This window comes from Streptomyces achromogenes, assembly GCF_030816715.1.
GTDB lineage: Bacteria > Actinomycetota > Actinomycetes > Streptomycetales > Streptomycetaceae > Streptomyces > Streptomyces achromogenes_A.
The window spans coordinates 8,013,747-8,035,057 of record NZ_JAUSYH010000001.1 but is presented as its reverse complement, the minus strand read 5'-3'; the positions used below and the strand labels follow the sequence as shown (position 1 = coordinate 8,035,057).

Sequence of the window (21,311 nt, the reverse complement as noted above, 5' to 3'; positions counted from 1 at the left end):
CTAGGTCTTTCTCTAAACCCGGCCCGGCGACGCCCTGTCCGCCGCCGCCCGGCAAGGCCGAGGGCCCTGCCCCCGTCGAGCGGGGGGGCAGGGCCCTCGGTGCGGGGGGGCCGGTCAGGCGCCTCGGGCGGTGAGCCAGTCGTCGGTGGCCCCGGCGGTGGAGCGGGCGTGGTCCTCCATCATCGTGAAGTGGTTGCCGGGGACGTCGAGGACGGTGTGGGCCCGGTGCCAGGACGTCTGCCACTCCTCGGGCGGCATCTCCTCACCGGGTCCGGCGGGCACCGGGGGCTCGCTGGAACGCACCAGCAGCACGGGGCACTCCAGGGGGCCCGGCTCCCATTCCCCGATCATCGCGACGTACCAGCTCATCGCGGTGAGCCGTGCCGAGTCCATGTGCGCGAACATCGACTCCCGTTCGAACATGCCGCTGAGCATCTGCTGGGAGAAGCGCAGGAACGGGGAGTCGGCCCGGGGCATATAGGTGTCCAGCAGGACGACGGCGGCCGGCGCGGCCCCGCGTTCCTGCATCCGCCGAGCGGCGGAGAGGGCGAGGACCCCTCCGGACGACGACCCGAGCAGGACCGGCCGAACGTCCCCGACGGTCCGCCGTACGGCGGCGGCGTGCAGGTCGGCCACCGCGTCGAAGGTCGCCGGCAGCGCCTCCCCCGTGCCGAAGCCCTGGGTGGGCAGCGCCCAGACGTCGCGCCGGCCGCGGAACGGCGAGGCGAACCGGGCGTACTGGTGGACACCGGCGAGGGCGACATAGGAGCTGAAGCAGACCAGCGGTGCCGCCGCGCCGCCTGCCGAGAGCCGGATCGCCCCGGGCAGACCGGGGAGTTCGTCCGGCGAGGTGAAGGTGGGACGCAGTTCCGCCGCCGCCTGGAGCAGGGTGAAGCCGTCGTCGACACGGTCGTCGAGACAGGCCTGCTTGAACAGGCCCCCGAGGGTGTCCCCGGGGCGGATGTCCGGCGCGCCCGCGACCGTCTGTTCCCGGCCGGTCTCCTGGGTGGACCGCTCGGCGAGCCGGCCGTGCAGATGGGCGGCGAGGGCCTCGGGCGTGGCGTGGTCGAACAGAAGGGTCGGCGCCAGCTTCAGGCCGGTGGCGGTGGCGAGGTGGTTACGGAGTTCGACCACCGTGAGGGAGTCGAAGCCCTGCTCGGTGAAGAGCCGGTCGGGCTCCACCTCGTCCGCGCCCGCGTGCCCCAGCACGGTGGCGGCGAGGTCGCGCACCAGACCGAGCAGCAAGGCGCCGCCCTCTTCCGGGGAGCGTCCGGCCAGGAGCGACGGGCCGGCCGGCTCCGACGGACCGGACGCGCTCCTGCGTCGCGCCGCCGCGGTGCCGGGCCGCAGCATCGAACGGACTCCCGCCCGGCCCGAACCGGTGGCGACGGCGATCACCGCGGGGTCGGCCGTGGTGAGGGCGTCGTCGAGAAGGGTGAGGGCGTCCTCGGTGGTCAGGGGACGCAGGCCGCCGCGGCTCAGTCGGCCCCGGTCGGTTCGGGACAGACGGGCGGTGATGCCGCTGTCGTCGCTCCACAGGCCCCAGGCGACGGACGCCGCGGGTCGTCCGAGTGAGCGTCTGAGGGCGGCGAGGCCGTCGAGGAAGGCGTTCGCCGCCGCGTAGTTGGCCTGGCCGGGAGCGCCGAAGGTGCCCGCCGCCGAGGAGAACAGCACGAACGCGGCCGGACGGTGGTCCGTCGTGGCGTGGTGCAGGTTCCAGGCGCCGTCCGCCTTCGGGCGCAGCACCGTGTCGAAGCGCTCCCCGTCGAGTGCGGTGAGGACGGCGTCGTCGGTGACACCGGCCGCGTGGATCACCCCGGTCAGCGGCGCGTCGGCGGGCACGTGGGTCAACAGCCGCTCGACATCGGCTCGCCGGGCGACGTCGCAGGCCTCCAGGCGTACTCGGGCGCCCAGCTTCGTCAGCTCGGACACCAGAGCGTCCGCGCCGTCCGCGGCGGGGCCGCGTCGACCGGCGAGCAGCAGCGAACGCACACCGTGCCGGGTGACGAGGTGACGGGCGACGGCCCGGCCGAGGGCGCCGGTGGCGCCGGTGACGAGCACCGTGCCCGCGGCGAGGTCGGGTACGGCGCCGGGGGCGGCGGGCACGGCGTCGGGGTGCAGGACCCGTCCGTCGCGGACCGCGCTGTGCGGGTGACCGGAGGCGATCGCCGCGAGCAGTGCGGCCTCGTCGCCGGTCCCGGCCCCGCCGGGCAGGTCCACCAGCTGGAACCGGCCGGGGTGTTCGCTCTGTCCGGCGCGGACCAGTCCCCACAGGGCGGCAGCGGTCACATCCGGCGGGACCACGCCCGCGGCTTCGTCGCCCGGGCCCACCGTCACCGCACGGCGGGTGACGAACACCAGCCGGGCGTCGGCGTACCGCTCGTCGGCGAGCCAGCCGCTCATCACCTCGTGGGTGCGGGACAGGCGGCCCCGCAACGCCTCGGGCATGCCGTGCTCGTCGACGTGACACGGCTCCGGTGCGACGACGACCACCTCGGGCATCGTCATACCGGTGTCGACGGCCTTGGCGAGCGACTCGAGGTCGGCGTAGGTCTCCACATGGACCCCGGTCGCGTCGAGGGAGGCGACCACCCGGTCGTCGCCCCCGCCGAGGACGATCCAGCGCACCGTGCGCGGAGCGGGCAGCTCGGGGGCCGCAAGCGTCTCCTGCCAGTCCAGGCGCAGCAGTTCGGGCCGGGCCGTCCCCGGCGCGGCCTGGGCGGCGGGCACCTCCCGCAGGGTGATCGCATCGGCGGTGGCGACGGCCCGGCCGGTGGTGTCGGTGACCAGGACCCGGTAGCCGTGATCGTGGCCGGCGGGGGTCAGACGCACCCTCAGCGCGGTCGCGCCGGTGGCGTGCAGGGTCAGCCCGGTCCACGCGAACGGCAGCATCGGCGCCGTGTCCTCGTCGTCGCCCCGCAGCCCGGGCCGCCTGACCAGCAGAGCCTGGACGGCCGCGTCGAGGAGGGCGGGATGCAGGGCGTGCCGGAGGGCGTCCTCCCGGTACGGTTCCGGCAACGCGACCTCGGCGTACACCTCCTCGCCGCGCTCCCACACGCTGCCCAGACCGCGGAAGCTCGGACCGTAGGCGAAGCCCGCGGCGGCGAAGGCCGGGTAGGGGTCCTCGTCGGAGACGAGGGAGGCTCCCGACGGAGGCCAGGCGGCCAGGTCGCCGGCCGGCACGGACCTCGGCTGCGGAGCGAGGACGCCCTGGGCGTGCCGCTGCCACTCCCCGTCGTCCGCCGAGGGCCTCGACCACACGGCGAAGGCACGGCGGCCCTGACCGTCGGCGGCTTCCACTGTGACCTGAAGGTGGGCGGCGCCCTCGGCGGGCACGACGAGCGGGCTGAGCAGGGTGAGTTCGCTCAGGTGGCCGCAGCCGGTGCGGTCGCCCACGTGCACGGCGAGGTCGAGGTAGCCGGTGGCGGGCAGGATGACCTGCCCGAGGACGGCGTGGTCGGCGAGCCAGGGTTGGCCGCGCAGTGAAAGCCGTCCCGTGAACAGCAGGTCGTCCGAGCCTGCGCGGGCGACCTCGGCCGCGAGGAACGGATGGTCCGCGGGGTGCAGTCCGGCGGCGTCGGGGTCGCCGGCCGCGGCCACGGTCGGCAGCCAGAACCGCTGCCGCTGGAAAGCGTAGGTGGGCAGCGGCACGGCGCGGGCGCCGGGGAGGAGCGCCGTCCAGTCGGGCTCGGCGCCGTGCGCGAACAGTGTGCCGACGGCGCGGAGCAGAGAGCCGGTCTCGGGCTCGTTCCGCGGGACGGCTGCCGCGAACACCGTTTCGGCCGTGTCGGGCTCCGCCTCGGCGAGGGCCGTCTCGGCGAGCGCGGTGAGCGAGGCGTCCGGCCCGACCTCCAGGAAGCGTCGGACGCCCAGGCCGTGCAGCCGGGTGACGCAGTCGTGGAAGCGGACCGGCTCACGGAGGTGCCGCACCCAGTGCTCGGGGTCGGTGAGCAGACCGGCGGTGGCCGGTTCACCGGTCCGTGCGGAGACGACGGACAGGACCGGCTCGTCGTAGGAGACGCCGGCGGCGACCGCCCGGAAGTCGTCGAGCGCCGGCTCCATGAGCGGGGAGTGGAAGGCGTGGCTGACCCGGAGCCGCGTCGTGCGCCGGCCGGCCGCCGAGAAATGCTCGCAGATCCGGGCGACGGCCTCCTCCGTGCCGGAGACGACGGTCGCCAAGGGCCCGTTGAGGGCGGCGATGCCGACTTCGCGTTCGCGTCCGGACAGCAGCGGCAGGATCTCCTGCTCGGTGGCCCGGATCGACGCCATCGTGCCGCCGGAGGGCAGCGCCTGCATGAGCCGGCCGCGGGCGGTGACCAGGGCGCAGGCGTCGTCGAGGGAGAACACTCCGGCGACATGGGCCGCGGCGATCTCACCGACGGAGTGGCCGGCGACGTGGTCCGGGCGGACGCCCCACGACTCCAGCAGGCGGTAGAGGGCGACTTCGAAGGCGAACAGGGCGGGCTGTGCGTGCTCGGTGCGGTTCAGGAGTTCGGCGTCGTCTCCCAGGACCACCGCCCGCAGCCCGGGAACGCGTGCGCACACGGCGTCGAAGGCCTGCGCGAACACCGGATGGGCGGCATGCAGTTCGCGGCCCATGCCGGGCCGCTGCGCCCCCTGGCCGGTGAACAGGAAGGCCGTACGGCCGCCAGCGCGTGCGACGCCGGTGACCGTGCCGGGCAGCGGCGTTCCCTCGGCCAGGGCCCGCAACCGGGCCGCCAGACCGTCGTGATCGTCGCCGATGAGGACGGCTCGGTGGGCGAACGGCGTCCGGGTGGTCGCCAGCGCCAACGCGGTGTCGGCGACGTGGACTTCGGGATGCGCGCTCACGTGGTCGAGCAGCCGGGCGGCCTGGTCGCGCAGGGCGTCACGGCTACGACCGGTGACGATCCAGGGCACCGGGACCTGCACCGGGACCTGCGCAGGCACCGGCGCCTGCGGCTGCGATGCGACGGCGAGGGGTTCGTCGGTGCGCGGTTCGCCGGCGTCGGACGTGTCGTGCGGTGCCTCGGCGACGCCCTCCAGGATGACGTGCGCGTTCGTGCCGCTGATACCGAACGACGACACACCCGCACGCCGCGGACGCCCGCCCTCCTCCTCCCAGACCCGCGCCGCCCTCACCAACTCCACCGCACCCGCCGACCAGTCCACATGCGACGACGGCTCATCCACATGCAACGTCGCCGGCACCACACCCGACCGCATCGCCAGCACCATCTTCATCACACCCGCCACACCCGCACCCGCCTGCGTATGACCCACATTCGACTTCACCGACCCCAACCACAACGGCCGATCCACCGAACGCCCCTGACCATAGGTCGCCAGCAACGCCTGCGCCTCGATCGGATCACCCAACCGCGTCCCCGTACCGTGCGCCTCCACCACATCCACATCCACCGCGGACACACCCGCGTCCGCCAACGCCGCCCGGATCACCCGCTGCTGCGACGGACCGTTCGGCGCACTCAACCCGTTCGACGCACCATCCTGATTCACCGCCGAACCCCGCACCACCGCCAACACCGGATGCCCCAGCCGACGCGCATCGGACAACCGCTCCATCAACAGCAGACCACCCCCCTCCGAGAACCCCGTCCCGTCCGCCGCCTCAGCGAACGCCTTGCACCGACCGTCCACCGCCAACCCCTGCTGACGACTGAAGTCCACGAACAGACCGGGCGTCGACATCACGGTGACACCGCCGGCCAGCGCCAGGTCGCACTCCCCCGCGCGCAGCGCCCGCGCCGCAAGATGCAGGGCGACCAGCGACGACGAGCAGGCGGTGTCGACGGTGACCGCCGGCCCTTCCAGCCCGAAGGTGTAGGAGACGCGGCCCGACAGGACGCTTGCGGAGTTGCCCGTGCCCAGGTGGGCGCCGACGTCGTCGCCGGGCGCGATCGGACGGGAGGTGTAGTCCTGGTAGTTCGTGCCGGCGAACACCCCGGTCCGGCTGCCGCGCAGCGACCGCGGATCGATCCCCGCCCGCTCGAACGTCTCCCAGGCGGTCTCGAGCAGCAGCCGCTGCTGCGGGTCCATGGCCAGTGCCTCGCGGGGCGAGATGGCGAAGACGCCGGGATCGAAGTCGGCGAAACCGTCCAGGAATCCACCGGTGAGTGTGGCGGTACGGCCCGCCGTGCCGGGTTCGGGATGGTAGAGCCCGGCCACGTCCCAGTCCCGGTCCTGCGGGAACGGGCCCATCACGTCGGTCCCGTCGGCCAGCAGCTGCCAGAACCGCTCCGGGGTGTCCGCCCCGCCGGGGAAGCGGCAGGCCATGCCGACGATCACGACCGGGTCCTCGGCCGTGTCCCGGCGGGTGACGGCGACCGCGGAGGCGGCGGCGCCGGCCGGGGCGAGCTGCTCGCCGAGGTGCTCGGCCAGGGCCGCGGGCGTGGGGTAGTCGTACACGAGGGTGGCGGGCAGCCGCATGCCGGTCGCCTCGCCGAGGGTGTTGCGCAGTTCGACGGCGGTGAGGGAGTCGAAGCCGAGTTCCCGGAAGGCCCGGGCCGGCTCGACGTCGTCGGGGCTCGGATGGTTGAGGACGTAGGCGATGTGTCCGCGCACCAGCTCGAGCAGGGCATGCCGGCGGTCGGCCTCCCCGAGGGCGGCGATGTGGGCCATCACGTCGTTGTCGTCGTCGCCGGACACGGCCGGGGCGGCGGCGCGCTGCGCGCGCAGCTGTCCCAGATCCGGAAGGTCTGCGTAGAGGCGGCGCGGGCGGCCCTTGCCGAGCTCCGCCCCGAAGACCTCCCAGTCGATGTCGGTGACCACGAGCGCGGTGTCGTCCTGATCCAGGGCGTGTCGCAGGGCCGTGACGGCGACGGCGGGGTCCATGAGGCGGACGCCGTGGCGCTGGAGCCGCTCCCCGACCGTGCCGGAGGCCATGCCTCCCTCGGCCCAGCCGCTCCACGCGATCGCCGTGGCGGGCAGACCGCGCGAGCGGCGGTCCTCGGCGAGGGCGTCCAGGAAGGCGTTGCCGGGGGCGTAGTTGCCGTGTCCGGGGCTGCCGAAGACACCCGAGGACGAGGAGAACAGCACGAAGGCGGAAAGGTCCAGGCCGGCGGTCGCGGCGTCGAGGTTCCGGGCGCCTCCCGCCTTGACCCGCAGGACCTCGGCGAGGCGCTCGGGCGTGAGCGAGCCGATGACCCCGTCGTCGAGAACGGCTGCGGTGTGGAAGACGGCGGTGAGAGGGCGCTCCTCGGGGACGGAGGCCAGCAGGCCGGCGAGGTCCGCGGAGTCGGCGATGTCGCAGGCTACGAGGTCCGCGCGGGCGCCGAGGGCGGTCAGTTCGGCGAGCAGCCCGGCGGCGCACTCCGCCTCGGGGCCGGAGCGGCTGACGAGGAGAAGGTGCGCCGCTCCCTCGCGGGCGAGCCAGCGGGCCACGTGACGGCCGAGGGCGCCGGTGCCGCCGGTCACGAGGACGGTGCCCTCCGGTCGCCACCGGCGTCGGCCGGCGAGCCCGCCGACGGCGGCGCGCTCCAGCCGGCGGCCCAGTGTGCCGGTGGCGCGTACGGCGACCTGGTCCTCGTGGTCGGTTCCGGCGAGGACGGCGACGACCCGGTCGGCGGTGCGCGCGTCGAGCTGGTCGGGCAGGTCGATCAGGCCGCCCCAGCAGTCGGCCTGTTCCAGGGCGACGACCCGTCCGAAGCCCCAGACGAGGGCCTGGGCCGGTGCGGCGGGGGCCTCGCCGGAACGGGTGGCCACGGCGCCGCGGGTGAGGAACCACACCGGCAGCCGGACGTTGAGGTCGTCCATGGCCTGCACCAGGGCGACGGTGGCGGCGAAACCGCCGTGCAGCTGCGGGTGCCGAGGATGCGCGCTGCCGTCGAGGGCGAGCAGGGACAGGACACCGCGGGCGTCCGCCGTCGCCTCGGCCAGCACGGCGGCGAGGGCGGTGCGGTCGGCGTGCTCTTCGACCACGACGAGGGCGCAGTCGGCGCCGGCGCGGGCCAGGGCGGCCTGCACGCCGGTGGCCTCGGGCCCGTTCCGGTGGCCGCGGGGTACGACGAGGGTCCAGCGGCCGGTGAGGGCCGGTGTCGGCGTGTCCTGCAGCGGGCGCCAGGTGATGCGGTAGCGCCAGCGGTCGGCGGTGGCACGGTCGTTGCCGCGCCGCCGGTAGTCGCCCAGGGCGGGGAGCAGTGCGGCCGTGGCCTGTTCGTCGAGGCTGAGCGTTTCGGCGAGGGTGGTGAGGTCGCCTGACTCGACGGCGTGCCAGAAGGGGGCGTCCGCGGCGTCGGCGGTCACGGTGGGCGCGGCGGCGGTGAACCCCGGCCAGTACCGGCGGCGTTGGAAGGCGTAGACGGGCAGGTCGACGCGGTGCGCGGGCTCGTCGTGGACGGCGTCGAAGTCGACGGAGACGCCGCGGACCGCGAGTCCGGCCACGGACGTGAGGAAGCGTTCGGTCCCGCCCTCGTCGCGGCGCAGGGTGCCGAGGACTGCGCCGCCGGTGATGCCGAGGTCGTCGAGGATGTCGCCGACCGCCGTGGTGACCACGGGGTGCGGGCTCATCTCGACGAAGACGCGCTGTCCGGCTTCGGCGAGAGCGCGCACCGTGCTCTCGAAGCGGACGGTGCGGCGGATGTTGTCGTACCAGTAGGCGGCGTCGAGCGTGGTGGTGTCCTCGACCCGGTTCCCGGTGACGGTGGAGTGGAACGGGATCTCGGCGGGGCGCGGGCGCACCGGCGCGAATCCGGCGAGCAGGGCGTCGCGGACCTCCTCCACCTGGGCACAGTGCGAGGCGTAGTCCACCGGCACACGGCGGGCGCGGATTCCGTCTTCGGTGAGGCGGGCCAGCAGTTCGGCCAGCGGTTCGGCGTCCCCGGACACGGTGACGGACCGCGGGCCGGTGACGGAGCCGACGGAGATACGGCCGTCGTAGGGGGCGATGAGGCGTTCGACCTCGGTGAGCGCCAGCGGTACGGCGACCATGCCGCCGCGGCCGGTGATGGCGGTGAGTTCCCGGGAGCGGGTGACGACGACCCGGGCCGCGTCCTGGAGGGTGAGGACGCCCGCGATGTGTGCGGCGGCGATCTCCCCCTGGCTCTGTCCGGCGACCGCGGCGGGGCGGACCCCGCACGCCATCCACAGCCGGGCGAGGGCGACGCAGACCACGAAGAGGGTGGGCTGGACGACGTCGAGGCGCTCCAGGGGCGGGGCGCCGGCGGCACCTCGCAGCACGTCCAGGACGCAGAAGTCGGCGAACTCCTCCACGGCGGCGGCGGCTTCGTCGAAGAAGGCGCGGAACCGGGCGTCGGCGTCGTGGAGTTCGATGGCCATGCCCTCCCACTGCGGCCCCTGGCCGGGGAAGAGGAAGACCGGGTCGCCCTCGGTGTCGGCGACGCCGCGCACCACGGCGGGGTCGGGCGCGCCGTCGGCCAGGGCGGTCAGGCCGCGCAGGAGCACGTCGGGGCCGGGGGCGACGACGACGGCACGGTGTTCGAGTGCGGACCGGGTGGTCGCGAGGGACCAGGCGAGGTCGGCGAGGCGCGGTGCGCCGTCCGGATCGGCGCGCAGGCTCGCGGCGAGCCGGCGGGCCTGGTCGCGCAGGGCGGGCGCGGTGCGGCCGGACACGGTGAAGGCGCGCGGGCGGGGCGTGTCGCCCGCGGGCCCGGTTTCGTCGTCCTGCTCGGTGGGCGGGGCCTGTTCCAGGATGACGTGGGCGTTGGTGCCGCTGACTCCGAAGGAGGACACGCCCGCGCGGCGCGGGCGGTCGCCGACGGCGGGCCAGCCGCGGGCCTCGGTGAGCAGTTCGACGTTTCCGGCGCTCCAGTCGACGTGCCGGCTCGGCCGGTCGACGTGGAGGGTCGCGGGCAGCCGGCCCGCGCGCAGCGCGAGGACCGTCTTGATGACGCCTGCGACGCCTGCCGCGGCCTGGGTGTGGCCGATGTTCGACTTCACCGAGCCGAGCAGCAGCGGCCGGTCCGCGGGCCGGTCCTGTCCGTAGGTGGCGAGCAGGGCCTGCGCCTCGATGGGGTCGCCGAGGGTGGTTCCGGTGCCGTGCGCCTCGACGGCGTCCACGTCGGCGGGTGCGAGCCTCGCGTTGGTGAGCGCCTGCCAGATGACTCGTTCCTGGGAGGGGCCGTTGGGAGCGGTCAGACCGTTGGACGCGCCGTCCTGGTTGACGGCGGAGCCGCGCAGGACGGCGAGGACGGGATGGCCGTGGCGGCGGGCGTCGGAGAGCCGTTCGACGACGAGGACTCCCGCGCCCTCGCCCCAGGCGGTGCCGTCGGCGGTGTCGGCGAAGGCGCGGCAGCGGCCGTCCGGCGACAGGCCGCGCTGGCGGCTGAACTCGAGGAAGATCGTGGGCGTCGACATGACGGTGACGCCGCCGGCCAGCGCCAGGTCGCACTCCCCGGCGCGCAGCGCCTGCGCCGCCAGGTGGAGGGTGACCAGGGAGGAGGAGCAGGCGGTGTCGACGGAGACCGCGGGGCCTTCGAGGCCGAGGGTGTAGGAGATCCGGCCGGACAGGACGCTGGGCGCGTTGCCCACCCCGTCGTCGCCTGCGTTGTCGGACAGGCTGAGCAGGGTGGTGTAGTCCTGGAGGTTGGTGCCGGAGAACACGCCGGTGCGGCTGCCGCGCAGGGCGAGCGGGTCGATCCCGGCGCGTTCCAGCGCCTCCCAGCAGATCTCCAGGAGGATCCGCTGTTGCGGGTCGGTGCCGACGGCCTCGCGCGGTGAGATGCCGAAGAACCCGGCGTCGAAGTCGCCGACACGGTCGATGAATCCGCCGGTGCGGGTGTAGCTGCGGCCGGGCGTGCCGGGCGTCGGGTCGTACAGGGCGTCGGCGTCCCAGCCCCGGTCGCGGGGCCACTCGGACATGGCGTCGCCGCCGTCGTCGAGCAGCCGCCACAGATCGTCGGGGTCGCCGACCCCGCCCGGGAAACGGCAGCCCATCGCGACGATCGCGACGGGGTCGTTGCGGTGTGCCTCGGCCGCGGCCAGGCGCTGTCGCGTCTGGTGGAGGTCGGCCGTGACCTTCTTCAGGTAGCCGAGGAGTTTTTCCTCATCGCTCATGTGTTGTCACCCGTTCTCAGGTCCCTTGGCCGCGCCGTCAGGAGATGCCGAGGTCGTTCTCGATGAAGTCGAAGATCTCGTCCGCGCCGGCGGACTGGATCCGGTCGCTGACGTCGTCACCGCCGGTGGCGGGGACGGCGACGGCGGGGCCGCCGGTGAAGCCGGTGAAACCTGTGAGGAGCGACTGCAGCCGGGCCCCGATGCGGTCGCGCCGGACGTCGTCCTTCGCCAGTGCGGCCAGGGCCGCCTCCAGGGAGTCGAGGCCGGCGAGGACGGTCTCGGAGCCTTCGGCGTCGTCCGAGAGCCGGCCCCGCAGATACGCGGCGAGCGCGGTGGCGCTCGGCTGGTCGAACAGCAGGGTGGCGGGCAGGGCGAGGCCGATGGCGGCGCCGATCCGGTTGCGCAGCTCGACCGCCATCAACGAGTCGAAGCCCAGGGCGTTGAACGCCGTGGCGGCGCCGACCCGGTCGGTGCCGGTGTGGCCGAGGACGGCGGCGGCCTCGGTCCGCACCAGTGTGGTCAGGGTGCGTTCGCGTTCGGCCGCGGACTGTCCGGCGAGCCGTTCACGCAGGGCCTGCGGGGCGCCCGTGGCGCTCTGCGGGCGGCGGGCGTGCAGGTCACGGACCTCGGGGAGTCCGGCGAGCAGCGGGCTGGGCCGGGAGGTGGTGAAGCCGGGCGCGAAGCGTGCCCAGTCGATGTCGGCGACGGCGAGGACGGCTTCGGTGCGTGCGACGGCCCGGCCGAGGGCGTCGACCGCCCGCTCGGGATCGAGCGGGTCGAGGCCGCCACGCCGCATGCGGTTCTCGGCGTCGGCGTCGGCGGTGGCCATGCCGCCGCCCGCCCACGGCCCCCACGCCACAGAGGTGGCGGGCAGGCCGGCGGCTCTGCGCTGTTCGGCCAGGGCGTCCAGGTAGGCGTTGGCCGCCGCGTAGTTGGCCTGGCCGATGGTGCCGAGGGTGCCGGAGATCGACGAGTACAGGACGAACGCGGTGAGTTCGCGTCCGCGCGTCAGTTCGTCGAGATGGCGCGCTGCCGCCAGTTTGGGCCGCAGGACGCGGTCCAGGGCTGCGGCGTCCATGCCGTCGAGAAGCCGGTCGTCGAGCACGCCGGCGGTGTGCACGACGGCGTCGACGGGGTGCTCGGCGAGCAGTGCGGCGAGCGCGTCGCGGTCGGCGGTGTCGCAGGCGGCCAGGACCAGTTCGGTGCCGGAGTCGGCGAGCGCGTCCTTGAGGCGGGAGGCGCCGTCGGAACCCGGGCCGGACCGGCTGACGGCCACGATGCGGCCGGCGCCCTGCGCGGCGAGCCAGACGGCGGTGCGCAGACCGAGCGCGCCGGTGGCCCCGGTGAGCAGGACGGTGCCGGACCAGTCGGGCGCGGCCGCCACAGGCGCGCCGGCCGGGACGCGCTCGAGGCGGCGCACGAACGTGCCGGCGGGCCGTACGGCGATCTGGTCCTCGCCTGCCCGATCGGCGAGCGCTGCGGCCAGGCGGCGGGCCACGTCGCCCGCGACGGCGGTGTCGGTGCCCGCGGGCAGGTCCACCAGCCCACCCCAGAGCTGCGGGTGTTCGAGGGCGGCGGTGCGGCCCAGGCCCCACACGGCGGCCTGTTCGGGGACGACGGGCGCCTCCGTCCCGAGGACGCCGGCGGCGCCCGCGGTGAGCGCCCACAGGCGCACCGCGTCGGTACCCGCGGCTCCGTCGGCGAGGGCCTGGACGAGGGCGGCGGTCGCGGCGAGACCGGCCGGGACGGCGTCGAGTCCGGGCAGTGCGGCGGTGTCGGCGGCGAGCAGCGACAGCACGCCCGTCCAGGGCCCGTCGCCGTCCTCGCGCAGGGAGCCCAGGGCGGTTGCCAGGGCCGTGCGGTCGACGGTGGCGCAGTCGACGGGCAGGACACGGACGCGGGCGCCGTGCGCGGTGAGCGCGTCCGCGACGGAGGTCGCCCAGGCTCCGCCGTCGAGCCGGTCCGGGACGGCGAGGACCCAGGTGCCGGCGGGCGTGGCGGCGTTCTCCGTGGTGGGCCGCCACACGACACGGTGCTCCCAGCCCTGGATCTCCGCCTGCCTGCGGTCCTCGCCGCGCCAGGCGGCGAGGGCGGGCAGGACGGCGCTGAGCGGGGCGTCGGGGTCGACCGCGAGGCGCTCGGCGAGGGCCGAGGCGTCCGTCGCCTCGACGAGTTCCCAGAACGCGGCGTCCTGGCCGGCCGCGGCGGGGGCCGGCGCGGACGCCTCCAGCCAGAAGCGCTCGCGCTGGAAGGCGTACGTCGGCAGGGGCACCCGCCGGGCCGCGGCGTCGGCCGGCGGCCCCGGGACGTCGCCGAGCCCGTGTACGTGCAGCGTGGCGGCGGCGAGCAGCGCGGAGCGGCCCTCGGGAATGTCGCGGCGCACCAGGGGTACGGCGGTCACCGCCGCGGAGGCGCTGATGCCGTCCTGGACCAGGGTGGTGAGGGTGGCGTCGGGGCCGAGTTCGAGGGTGAGGGTGACGCCGCTGGCCTCCAGGGTGCGGACGGTGTCGCCGAAGCGGACGGCCCGGCGGACGTGGCGCACCCAGTAGTCGGGGGTGGTCAGGTCGTCGCCGGCCGCGAGGTCGCCGGTCACGTTGGACACGACGGGGACGGCGGGCCGGTGGAAGCGGACGCGGGCGGCGACGGCGCGGAAGTCGTCGAGCATGGCGTCCATCAGCGGCGAGTGGAAGGCGTGGCTGACCCTCAGGCGGCGGGTCTTGCGGCCGCGGGCCGCGAACCCGGCGGTGATGGCCTCCACGTCCTCGGCGTGGCCGGAGACGACCACGGAGACCGGTCCGTTGACCGCGGCGACGGCGACGCGGTCGGCGCGGTCCGCCAGCAGGGGCCGGACCTCGTCCTCGGTCGCCTCCAGGGCTGCCATGGCGCCGCCCTCGGGCAGGCTCTGCATGAGCCTGCCCCGGGCCGCGACCAGGGCGCAGGCGTCGGTCAGGTCGAGGACTCCGCTGACGTGGGCGGCGGTCAGTTCGCCGATGGAGTGCCCGGCGAGCACGTCGGGCAGCACGCCCCAGGACCGGACGAGGGCGTGGGCCGCGGTGCCGTACGCGAAGAGGGCGGCCTGTGTGTAGGCGGTGCGGTCCAGCAGGGCGGCCTCGGCGCTGTCCGGGGCGGCGAGGACCACGTCGCGCAGCGGCGGTCCGTCGAGGTGCGGGTCGAGTCCGGCGCACACCTCGTCGAAGGTGCGCGCGTAGACGGGGTGCGCGTCGTACAGGTCGCGGCCCATGCCGGGGCGCTGGGCGCCCTGTCCGCTGAACAGGAGGGCGAGCCGTGCGCCGCCGGCGGTGCCGGTGGCGGTACGGGCGTCCGGCTCGCCGGCGGCGACGGCGGCGAGCGCGGCCAGGAGTTCCGCGCGGTCCGCGGCGACGACGGCGGCGCGGTGGGCGTGTGGATGGCGGGCTACGGCGAGGGTGTGGGCGAGGTCGCGGGGGTCGTCCTCGTGGCGCAGCAGGTGGGTGTGCAGCCGGGCGGCCTGGGCGCGCAGTGCGTCCGGGGTGTGCCCGGAGAGGGGGTGTACCCGGGGCACGGCGGCGGGCTCCGCCCGTTGGTCGGCGGGCCGGGCCGCGGGCGGCTCCTCCAGGACGACGTGGGCGTTGCTGCCGCTGATCCCGAAGGAGGACACGCCCGCGCGGCGCGGCCGGTCGGGGCGGGCCGGCCAGGGACGGGCCTCGGTGAGCAGCTCGATGGCGCCGCTGGACCAGTCGATGTGCGGGGAGGGCTCGTCGACGTGCAGGGTGCGCGGCAGTTCGCCGTGGCGCATGGCCATGACCATCTTGATGACGCCCGCGGCGCCAGCGGCGGCCTGGGTGTGACCGAAGTTGGACTTCGCGGATCCCAGCAGGAGGGGTTGCGCGTCCCGTTCGCGACCGTAGGTGGCGAACAGCGCCTGGGCCTCGATGGGGTCGCCGAGGGTGGTTCCGGTGCCGTGCGCCTCGACGGCGTCGACGTCGGACGGGGAGAGCCCGGCCGAGGCCAGCGCCTGTCGGATGACGCGCTCCTGGGAGGGGCCGTTGGGGGCGGTCAGGCCGTTGGAGGCGCCGTCCTGGTTGGTGGCGGAACCGCGGATCACGGCGAGGACGGGGTGGCCTTCGCGGCGGGCGTCGGAGAGGCGTTCCAGCAGGAGCATGCCGACGCCCTCGGAGAAGCTGGTGCCGTCGGCGCCGGCGGCGAAGGCCTTGCAGCGGCCGTCTGCGGCCAGCCCGTTCTGGGCGGTGAACTCGGTGTAGGTGCCGGGGGTGGCCATGACCGTGACCCCGCCGGCCAGGGCCATCGAGCACTCGCCCTGGCGCAGGGCGTGGGCGGCGAGGTGCAGGGCGACCAGTGCGGACGAGCAGGCGGTGTCGACCGTCATGGTCGGCCCCTCCAGGCCGAAGGTGTAGGCGACCCGGCCGGAGATGACGCTGCCGGACACGCCGAGTCCGATGTAGCCCTCCATGCCTTCGGGGATGTCGGCCAGGCCGGAGGCGTAGCCGGAGCCCATCGCGCCGACGTAGACGCCGGTGCCGCTGCCGCGCAGGGAGAGCGGATCGATCCCGGCGCGTTCGAAGACCTCCCAGGAGGTCTCCAGCAGCAGCCGCTGCTGGGGGTCCATGGCGAGCGCCTCGCGAGGTGCGATACCGAAGAGGGAGGCGTCGAAGTGCGTGGCGCCGTAGAGGAATCCGGCCTCCAGGCCGGGCAGGCGGTCCAGGTCCCAGCCACGGTCGGTGGGGAACGCGCCGATGGCGTCGCCGCCCTCGGAGACGAAGCGCCACAGGTCCTCGGGGGAGGTGACCCCGCCGGGGTACTGGCAGGCCATGGCGACGACGACGACCGGGTCGTCCTCCTCGGCCGCGGCCCTGGTGGTGGCGAACTCCTCGGTGACACCCGCGAGTTCGCGCAGGAGGTGACGGGCGAGCGCGGTGGGGCGGGGGTGGTCGAAGACGAGCGTGGCCGGCAGCCGTAGTCCGGTCTCGGCGTTGAGGCGGTTGCGCAGGTCGACGGAGCTGAGGGAGTCGAAGCCGAGGTCCTTGAAGGACTGTTCGCCGTCGACGGAGCCGGCCGAGCCGTGGCCGAGGGCGACGGCGGCGTGGCGGCGGACCAGCTCGAGCAGGTGGCGCTCCTGTTCGGGTGCGGACAGGCCGGACAGGAGGCGGCTCAGCGCGGAGGAGTCCGCGTCCGCGGCGCGGGCGGTCCGCCGGGCCGGGGCCGCCGGGACGAGGCCGCGCAGGAGGGCGGGCAGCCGTGCGGACGAGGCGGCGGAGCGCAGCGCGGCGGGGTCGGTGCGCAGCGGCGCGAGCAGCGGCTCGCCGACGGCGAGCGCCTCGTCGAGCAGGCGCAGGGCCCGGTCCGGGGCCAGGGCGGGCAGTCCGGAGGCCGCGATGCGGCGCCGGCCGTCCTCGCCGAGCCCGCCGGTCATGCCGCCGTCGTGGTCCCACAGCGTCCAGGCCAGCGAGGTGGCGGGCAGACCGGTGGCGCGGCGGTGCTGGGCCAGGGCGTCCAGGACGGTGTTGGCGGCGGCGTAGTTGGCCTGTCCGGCGCCGCCCAGCAGGCCGGATGCGGAGGAGAACAGGACGAAGGCGGTGAGGTCGGCGTCCCGGGTCGCCTCGTGCAGGGTGAGCGCGGCGTCCGCCTTGGCCCGCAGCACGGCGGCGAGCCGGTCGGGGGTGAGCGAGCCGAGCACGCCGTCGTCGAGGACGCCGGCGGTGTGCACCACGGCGCGCAGCGGCCGCTGCGCGGGCAGCGTGCCGAGGAGGCCGGCCAGGGCTCCCGGGTCGGCGGCGTCGCACGCCTCGACGCGTACGACGGCGCCGTGGGCGGTGAGTTCGGCGGTCAGCTCGCGGGCGCCGGGGGCTTCGGCGCCCCTTCGGGAGGTCAGCACCAGGGAGCGCACGCCGTGCGCGGCGACCAGGTGGCGGGCGACCAGCGCGCCCAGCGCGCCGGTGCCGCCGGTGATGAGGACCGTGCCCTCGGCGTCCCAGACGGGTGCCCGGCCGGCTGCGGGGATGCGGGTCAGGGCGGGGGTGAGCAGCATGCCGTCGCGCAGGGCGAACTGGGTCACCCCTGTGCTGACGGCGGCCGCGAGGGCCGCTCGGGAGGCTGCGGTGTCGTCGACGTCGGCGAGGACGACCCGTCCCGGGTTCTCGGTCTGGGCCGAGCGGACCAGGCCCCAGACGGCGGCCGCCGACAGGTCGGCGACGTCCTCGCCGTCGACCGCGCCGACGGCTCCGCGCGTGACGATCACGATCGGGGCGCTGTCGGTGCGCGGATCGGCCAGCAGCGTCCGCAGGCCGGTCAGGACGCGGCCGGCGATGCCGGCCGGGGTCTCGTCGGGCGCGGAGACGCACGGCAGGACCACGGCCGAGGGGGCGTCGTCGCCGGCGCCGAGCACCGGCCAGGCGGGGACCACGCCCGCCGGATCGTCGCCGGCGAGCCGCAGACCGTCGGCGACCGCGTCGCCGGGAGCGGCGTCGGGAGCGGCGTCGGGCAGGGCGGTGTCGCTCCAGCGCACCGCGTACAGGGCACCGTCGGCGGGCCGGGAGGTGTGCGGGGCGGCCTGGGAGACGGGGCGGCTGACGAGGGAGCCGACGGTGGCGACGGGGCGTCCGGTGCCGTCGGCGAGGTGCAGGCTCACGGCGCCGGAAGGACCGCGCTCCAGGCGGACCCGGAGCCCGGTGGCGCCGACGGCGTGCAGCATGACGCCGCTGAACGCGAACGGCAGGCCCACGCCTTGCCGACCGCCACCACCGCCGCCCCCGGCGTCGTCTCCGGCGTCGTCGGCGTCGGCACCGGCGAGCTGGGCGTGCAGGGCGGCGTCCAGAAGCGCCGGGTGCAGGCCGAAGCGGGCGGCGTCGCGGTGCTGGTCCTCCGGGAGGGCCACCTCGGCGTACCAGGTGTCGCCGGACCGCCACGCGGCCCGCAGGCCCTGGAAGGCGGGGCCGTACTGGTAGCCCTGGACGGCGAGAGCGTCGTAGAAGCCGTCCAGGGGGACGCTGCGGGCGTCGGCGGGAGGCCAGGCGACGGGCGGCTCGGCCTCGGGCGCGGCGGGCACCGGTGCGAGGACGGCGGTGGCGTGCCGGATCCAGGGGCCGTCGTCGTCGGCCCGGGAGTGCACGGCGACCGGCCTGCGGCCGTCCGCGTCGGGGGCGCCGACGGCGATCTGCAGCTGGACACCGGAGGCGTCCGGGAGCGCCAGCGGGGCTTCGAGCGTGAGGTCGTCCAGGAGACCGCAGCCGACCTCGTCGCCGGCCCGCAGCACGAGTTCGACGAACGCGGCGCCCGGCAGCAGGACCGTGCCGGACACGGTGTGGTCGGCGAGCCAGGGCTGGGCGCGGGTGGACAGCCGTCCGGTGAGCAGGACCCGGTCGTCGTCGGCGACGCGGACGACGGCCCCGAGCAGCGGGTGGCCGGCGCCGACGAGCCCGGCGCCGGTGACGTCGCCGGTGCTCAGGGAGGGGCGCAGCCAGTAGCGGTCGCCCGTGAAGGCGTAGGTGGGCAGGTCGACCCGCGGGTCGGCCGGGTCGCTGCCGAGCAGGGCCTCCGGTTCGACGGAGGCGCCGTGGACGTGGACGGCGGCGACGGCGGCGAGCAGGGTGTGCGACTCGGGGCGGTCCTTGCGCAGCACGGGCACGCAGAGGCGGTCGGCGGTGTCGTCGGGCAGCGCGGTCCGGGCGAGCGCGCTGAGGGTGGCGTCGGGGCCGAGCTCCAGGTAGCGGGTGACACCGTGGGTGGCGAGCCAGTCGACGCCGTCGGCGAAGCGGACGGTGTGGCGCAGGTGGCGCACCCAGTAGTCGGCCGACGCCAGTTCCTCGGCCGTGGCGGGGCGTCCGGTGAGGTCGGAGACGACGGTCAGGCGCGGGGGGTGCGATGTGACGCTTTCGGCGACGGCCCGGAAGTCGTCCAGGACGGCGTCCATGCGTGCCGAGTGGAAGGCGTGCGAGACCCGCAGCCCGCGGGTGGTGCGGCCGCGGGCCGCGAGTGCGGACGCGATGGCTTCGACGGCGGTCTCGTCACCGGAGATCACGGTGGCGCGCGGGCCGTTGACGGCGGCGACCGACACGGCGTCGCCGTGTGCGGCGAGCAGCGCGGTCACCTCGTCCTCGGCGGCCTCGACGGAGACCATGGCGCCGCCTCGCGGCAGGGCCTGCATCAGCCGCCCGCGGGCGGCGACGAGCCGGCAGGCGTCGGGCAGCGACCACACACCGGCGACGTGCGCGGCGGAGAGTTCGCCCAGCGAGTGACCGAGAACGTACTTGGGCGTGACGCCCCACGACTCCAGCAGACGGTAGAGGGACACCTCGACGGCGAACAGGGCGGGCTGGGCGAGGCCGGTCTCCCGCAGCGCCTCGTCGTCCGGGGCGCTGTCGAGGACGGCTTTCCTCAGGCTCAGGCCCAGTTCGGGGTCGAGATGGGCGCAGACCGCGTCGAAGGCGCGGGCGAAGGCGGGGAACGCGCCGTACAGTTCACGGCCCATGCCGGGCCGCTGGGCGCCCTGGCCGGAGAAGAGGAACGCGGTCGCGCCGCGCAGGGTGCGGCCCGTCACGACGTCCGGATGCGCCTCCCCCGCGGCGAGGGCGCGCAGGGCGTCGCGGGCGCCGGCCTGGTCCTCGGCGAGGACGACGGCCCGGTGCTCGAAGGCCTGCCGTGTACCGGCGAGTGCGCGGGCGGTGACGTGCGGGTCGTCGGCGGGGTGGGCGTCGGCGTGCTCGAGGAGGCGGGCGGCCTGGGCGCGCAGCGCTTCGGCGCCGCGCGCGGACAGCAGCCAGGGCGCCAGCGGCAGCCGCGCGGCGGTCGCGGGAGCCGCACCCGCGTCCTCGCTCCCCTCGTCCCCCTCCGTCCCGTCGGCCCCCTCGGCCTTCTCGGTGTCGCCGGGCGCGGCCTCCAGGACGACGTGGGCGTTGGTGCCGCTGATGCCGAAGGACGAGACGGCGGCGCGGCGGGGACGTCCCTCGGTGAGCGGCCAGTCGGTGGCCTCGGTGAGCAGCCGGACGTGACCGGCGTCCCAGTCGACGTGTGTGGACGGCCGGTCCACGTGCAGCGTGCGCGGCAGCCGTCCGTGCCGGAGGGCCATGACCGTCTTGATGACGCCGGCGACGCCTGCCGCCGCCTGGGTGTGGCCGAGGTTCGACTTCAACGAGCCCAGGTGCAGCGGATGTTCGGCGTCCTTGGCACGGCCGTAGGTGGTGAGCAGGGCCTGGGCCTCGATGGGGTCGCCGAGGGTGGTGCCCGTGCCGTGCGCCTCGACGGCGTCGACGTCCGCGGCGGTGATCCCGGCGTTGGCGAGGGCCTGCTCGATGACGCGCTGCTGGGCGGGACCGTTGGGCGCGGTCAGACCGTTGGAGGCGCCGTCGGAGTTCACGGCGGAGCCGCGGACCACGGCCAGCACCGGGTGTCCGTTGCGGCGGGCGTCGGAGAGGCGTTCCACCAGCAGCAGGCCCACGCCCTCGGACCAGCCGGTGCCGTCCGCGGCGTCGGCGAAGGCCTTGCAGCGTCCGTCGGGGGCGAGGCCGCGCTGCCTGCTGAACTCGAACAGCAGGCCCGGGGTGGCCATCACGGCGACGCCGCCGGCCATGGCGAGGTCGCACTCGCCCGCCCGCAGGGCCTGCACCGCCCAGTGCAGGGCGACCAGGGAGGAGGAGCAGGCGGTGTCGACGGTGACGGCCGGCCCTTCCAGGCCCAGGACGTAGGAGATACGGCCGGAGGCGACCGAGGTGGCGTTCCCGGCGAGCATCAGTCCGTGCACGTCCTCGGGCACCTCGACCGGGCCCTGACCGTAACCGGAGGTCGCGGCGCCCACGAACACGCCGGTGGAGCTGCCGCGCAGGGTCCGGGGCCGGATCCCGGCGCGCTCCAGCAGCTCCCAGGACGCCTCCAGCAGGATCCGCTGCTGCGGGTCGGTGGCGAGGGCCTCGCGGGGGCTCATGCCGAAGAAGGCGGCGTCGAAGGAGGCGGCGTCGCGCAGGAAGCCGCCCTCGCGGGTGGAGAACGTGCCGGGCCGGTCGGGGTCCGGGTCGTAACGGTCGGCGATGTCCCAGCCCCGGTCCTCGGGCAGTGGGCCGATGGCGTCCCGGCCCTCGTCGACGAGCCGCCACAGGTCCTCGGGCGATCGGATGTCGCCGGGGAAGCGGCAGCTCATCGCGACGACGGCGATCGGCTCCCGGCTGCGGTCCTCGACCTCGCGCAGCCTGCGGCGGGTCTGCCGGAGTTCACCCGTGACCCGCTTGAGGTATTCAACGTACTTGTCGTCGTCAGCCACGAAAGTCACTTCCTTGAACCGGGCGGGGCCGGGGCGTCGGGTGCGTGCGGAG

2 protein-coding genes are annotated in these 21,311 nt (G+C 75.5%); both read right to left on the bottom strand.

Annotation, left to right across the window (positions count from 1 at the left end; genetic code table 11):
• Nucleotides 1–114 precede the first annotated feature (114 nt).
• Nucleotides 115–11,013 carry a type I polyketide synthase gene (locus QF032_RS35490; RefSeq protein WP_307059297.1) on the bottom strand — a complete coding sequence of 3,633 codons (10,899 nt, stop codon included), beginning with the start codon at nucleotides 11,011–11,013 and terminating at the stop codon, nucleotides 115–117.
• A gap of 37 nt (nucleotides 11,014–11,050) precedes the next feature.
• Complete coding sequence (locus QF032_RS35485) at nucleotides 11,051–21,259, bottom strand: type I polyketide synthase (protein ID WP_307059295.1); 10,209 nt, start codon at nucleotides 21,257–21,259, stop codon at nucleotides 11,051–11,053.
• Nucleotides 21,260–21,311 lie beyond the last annotated feature (52 nt).

What these genes read in the sequence shown, in the direction of transcription:
- QF032_RS35490 (WP_307059297.1), bottom strand. Translation starts at nt 11,013, where the DNA reads ATGAGCGATGAGGAAAAACTCCTCGGCTACCTGAAGAAGGTCACGGCC.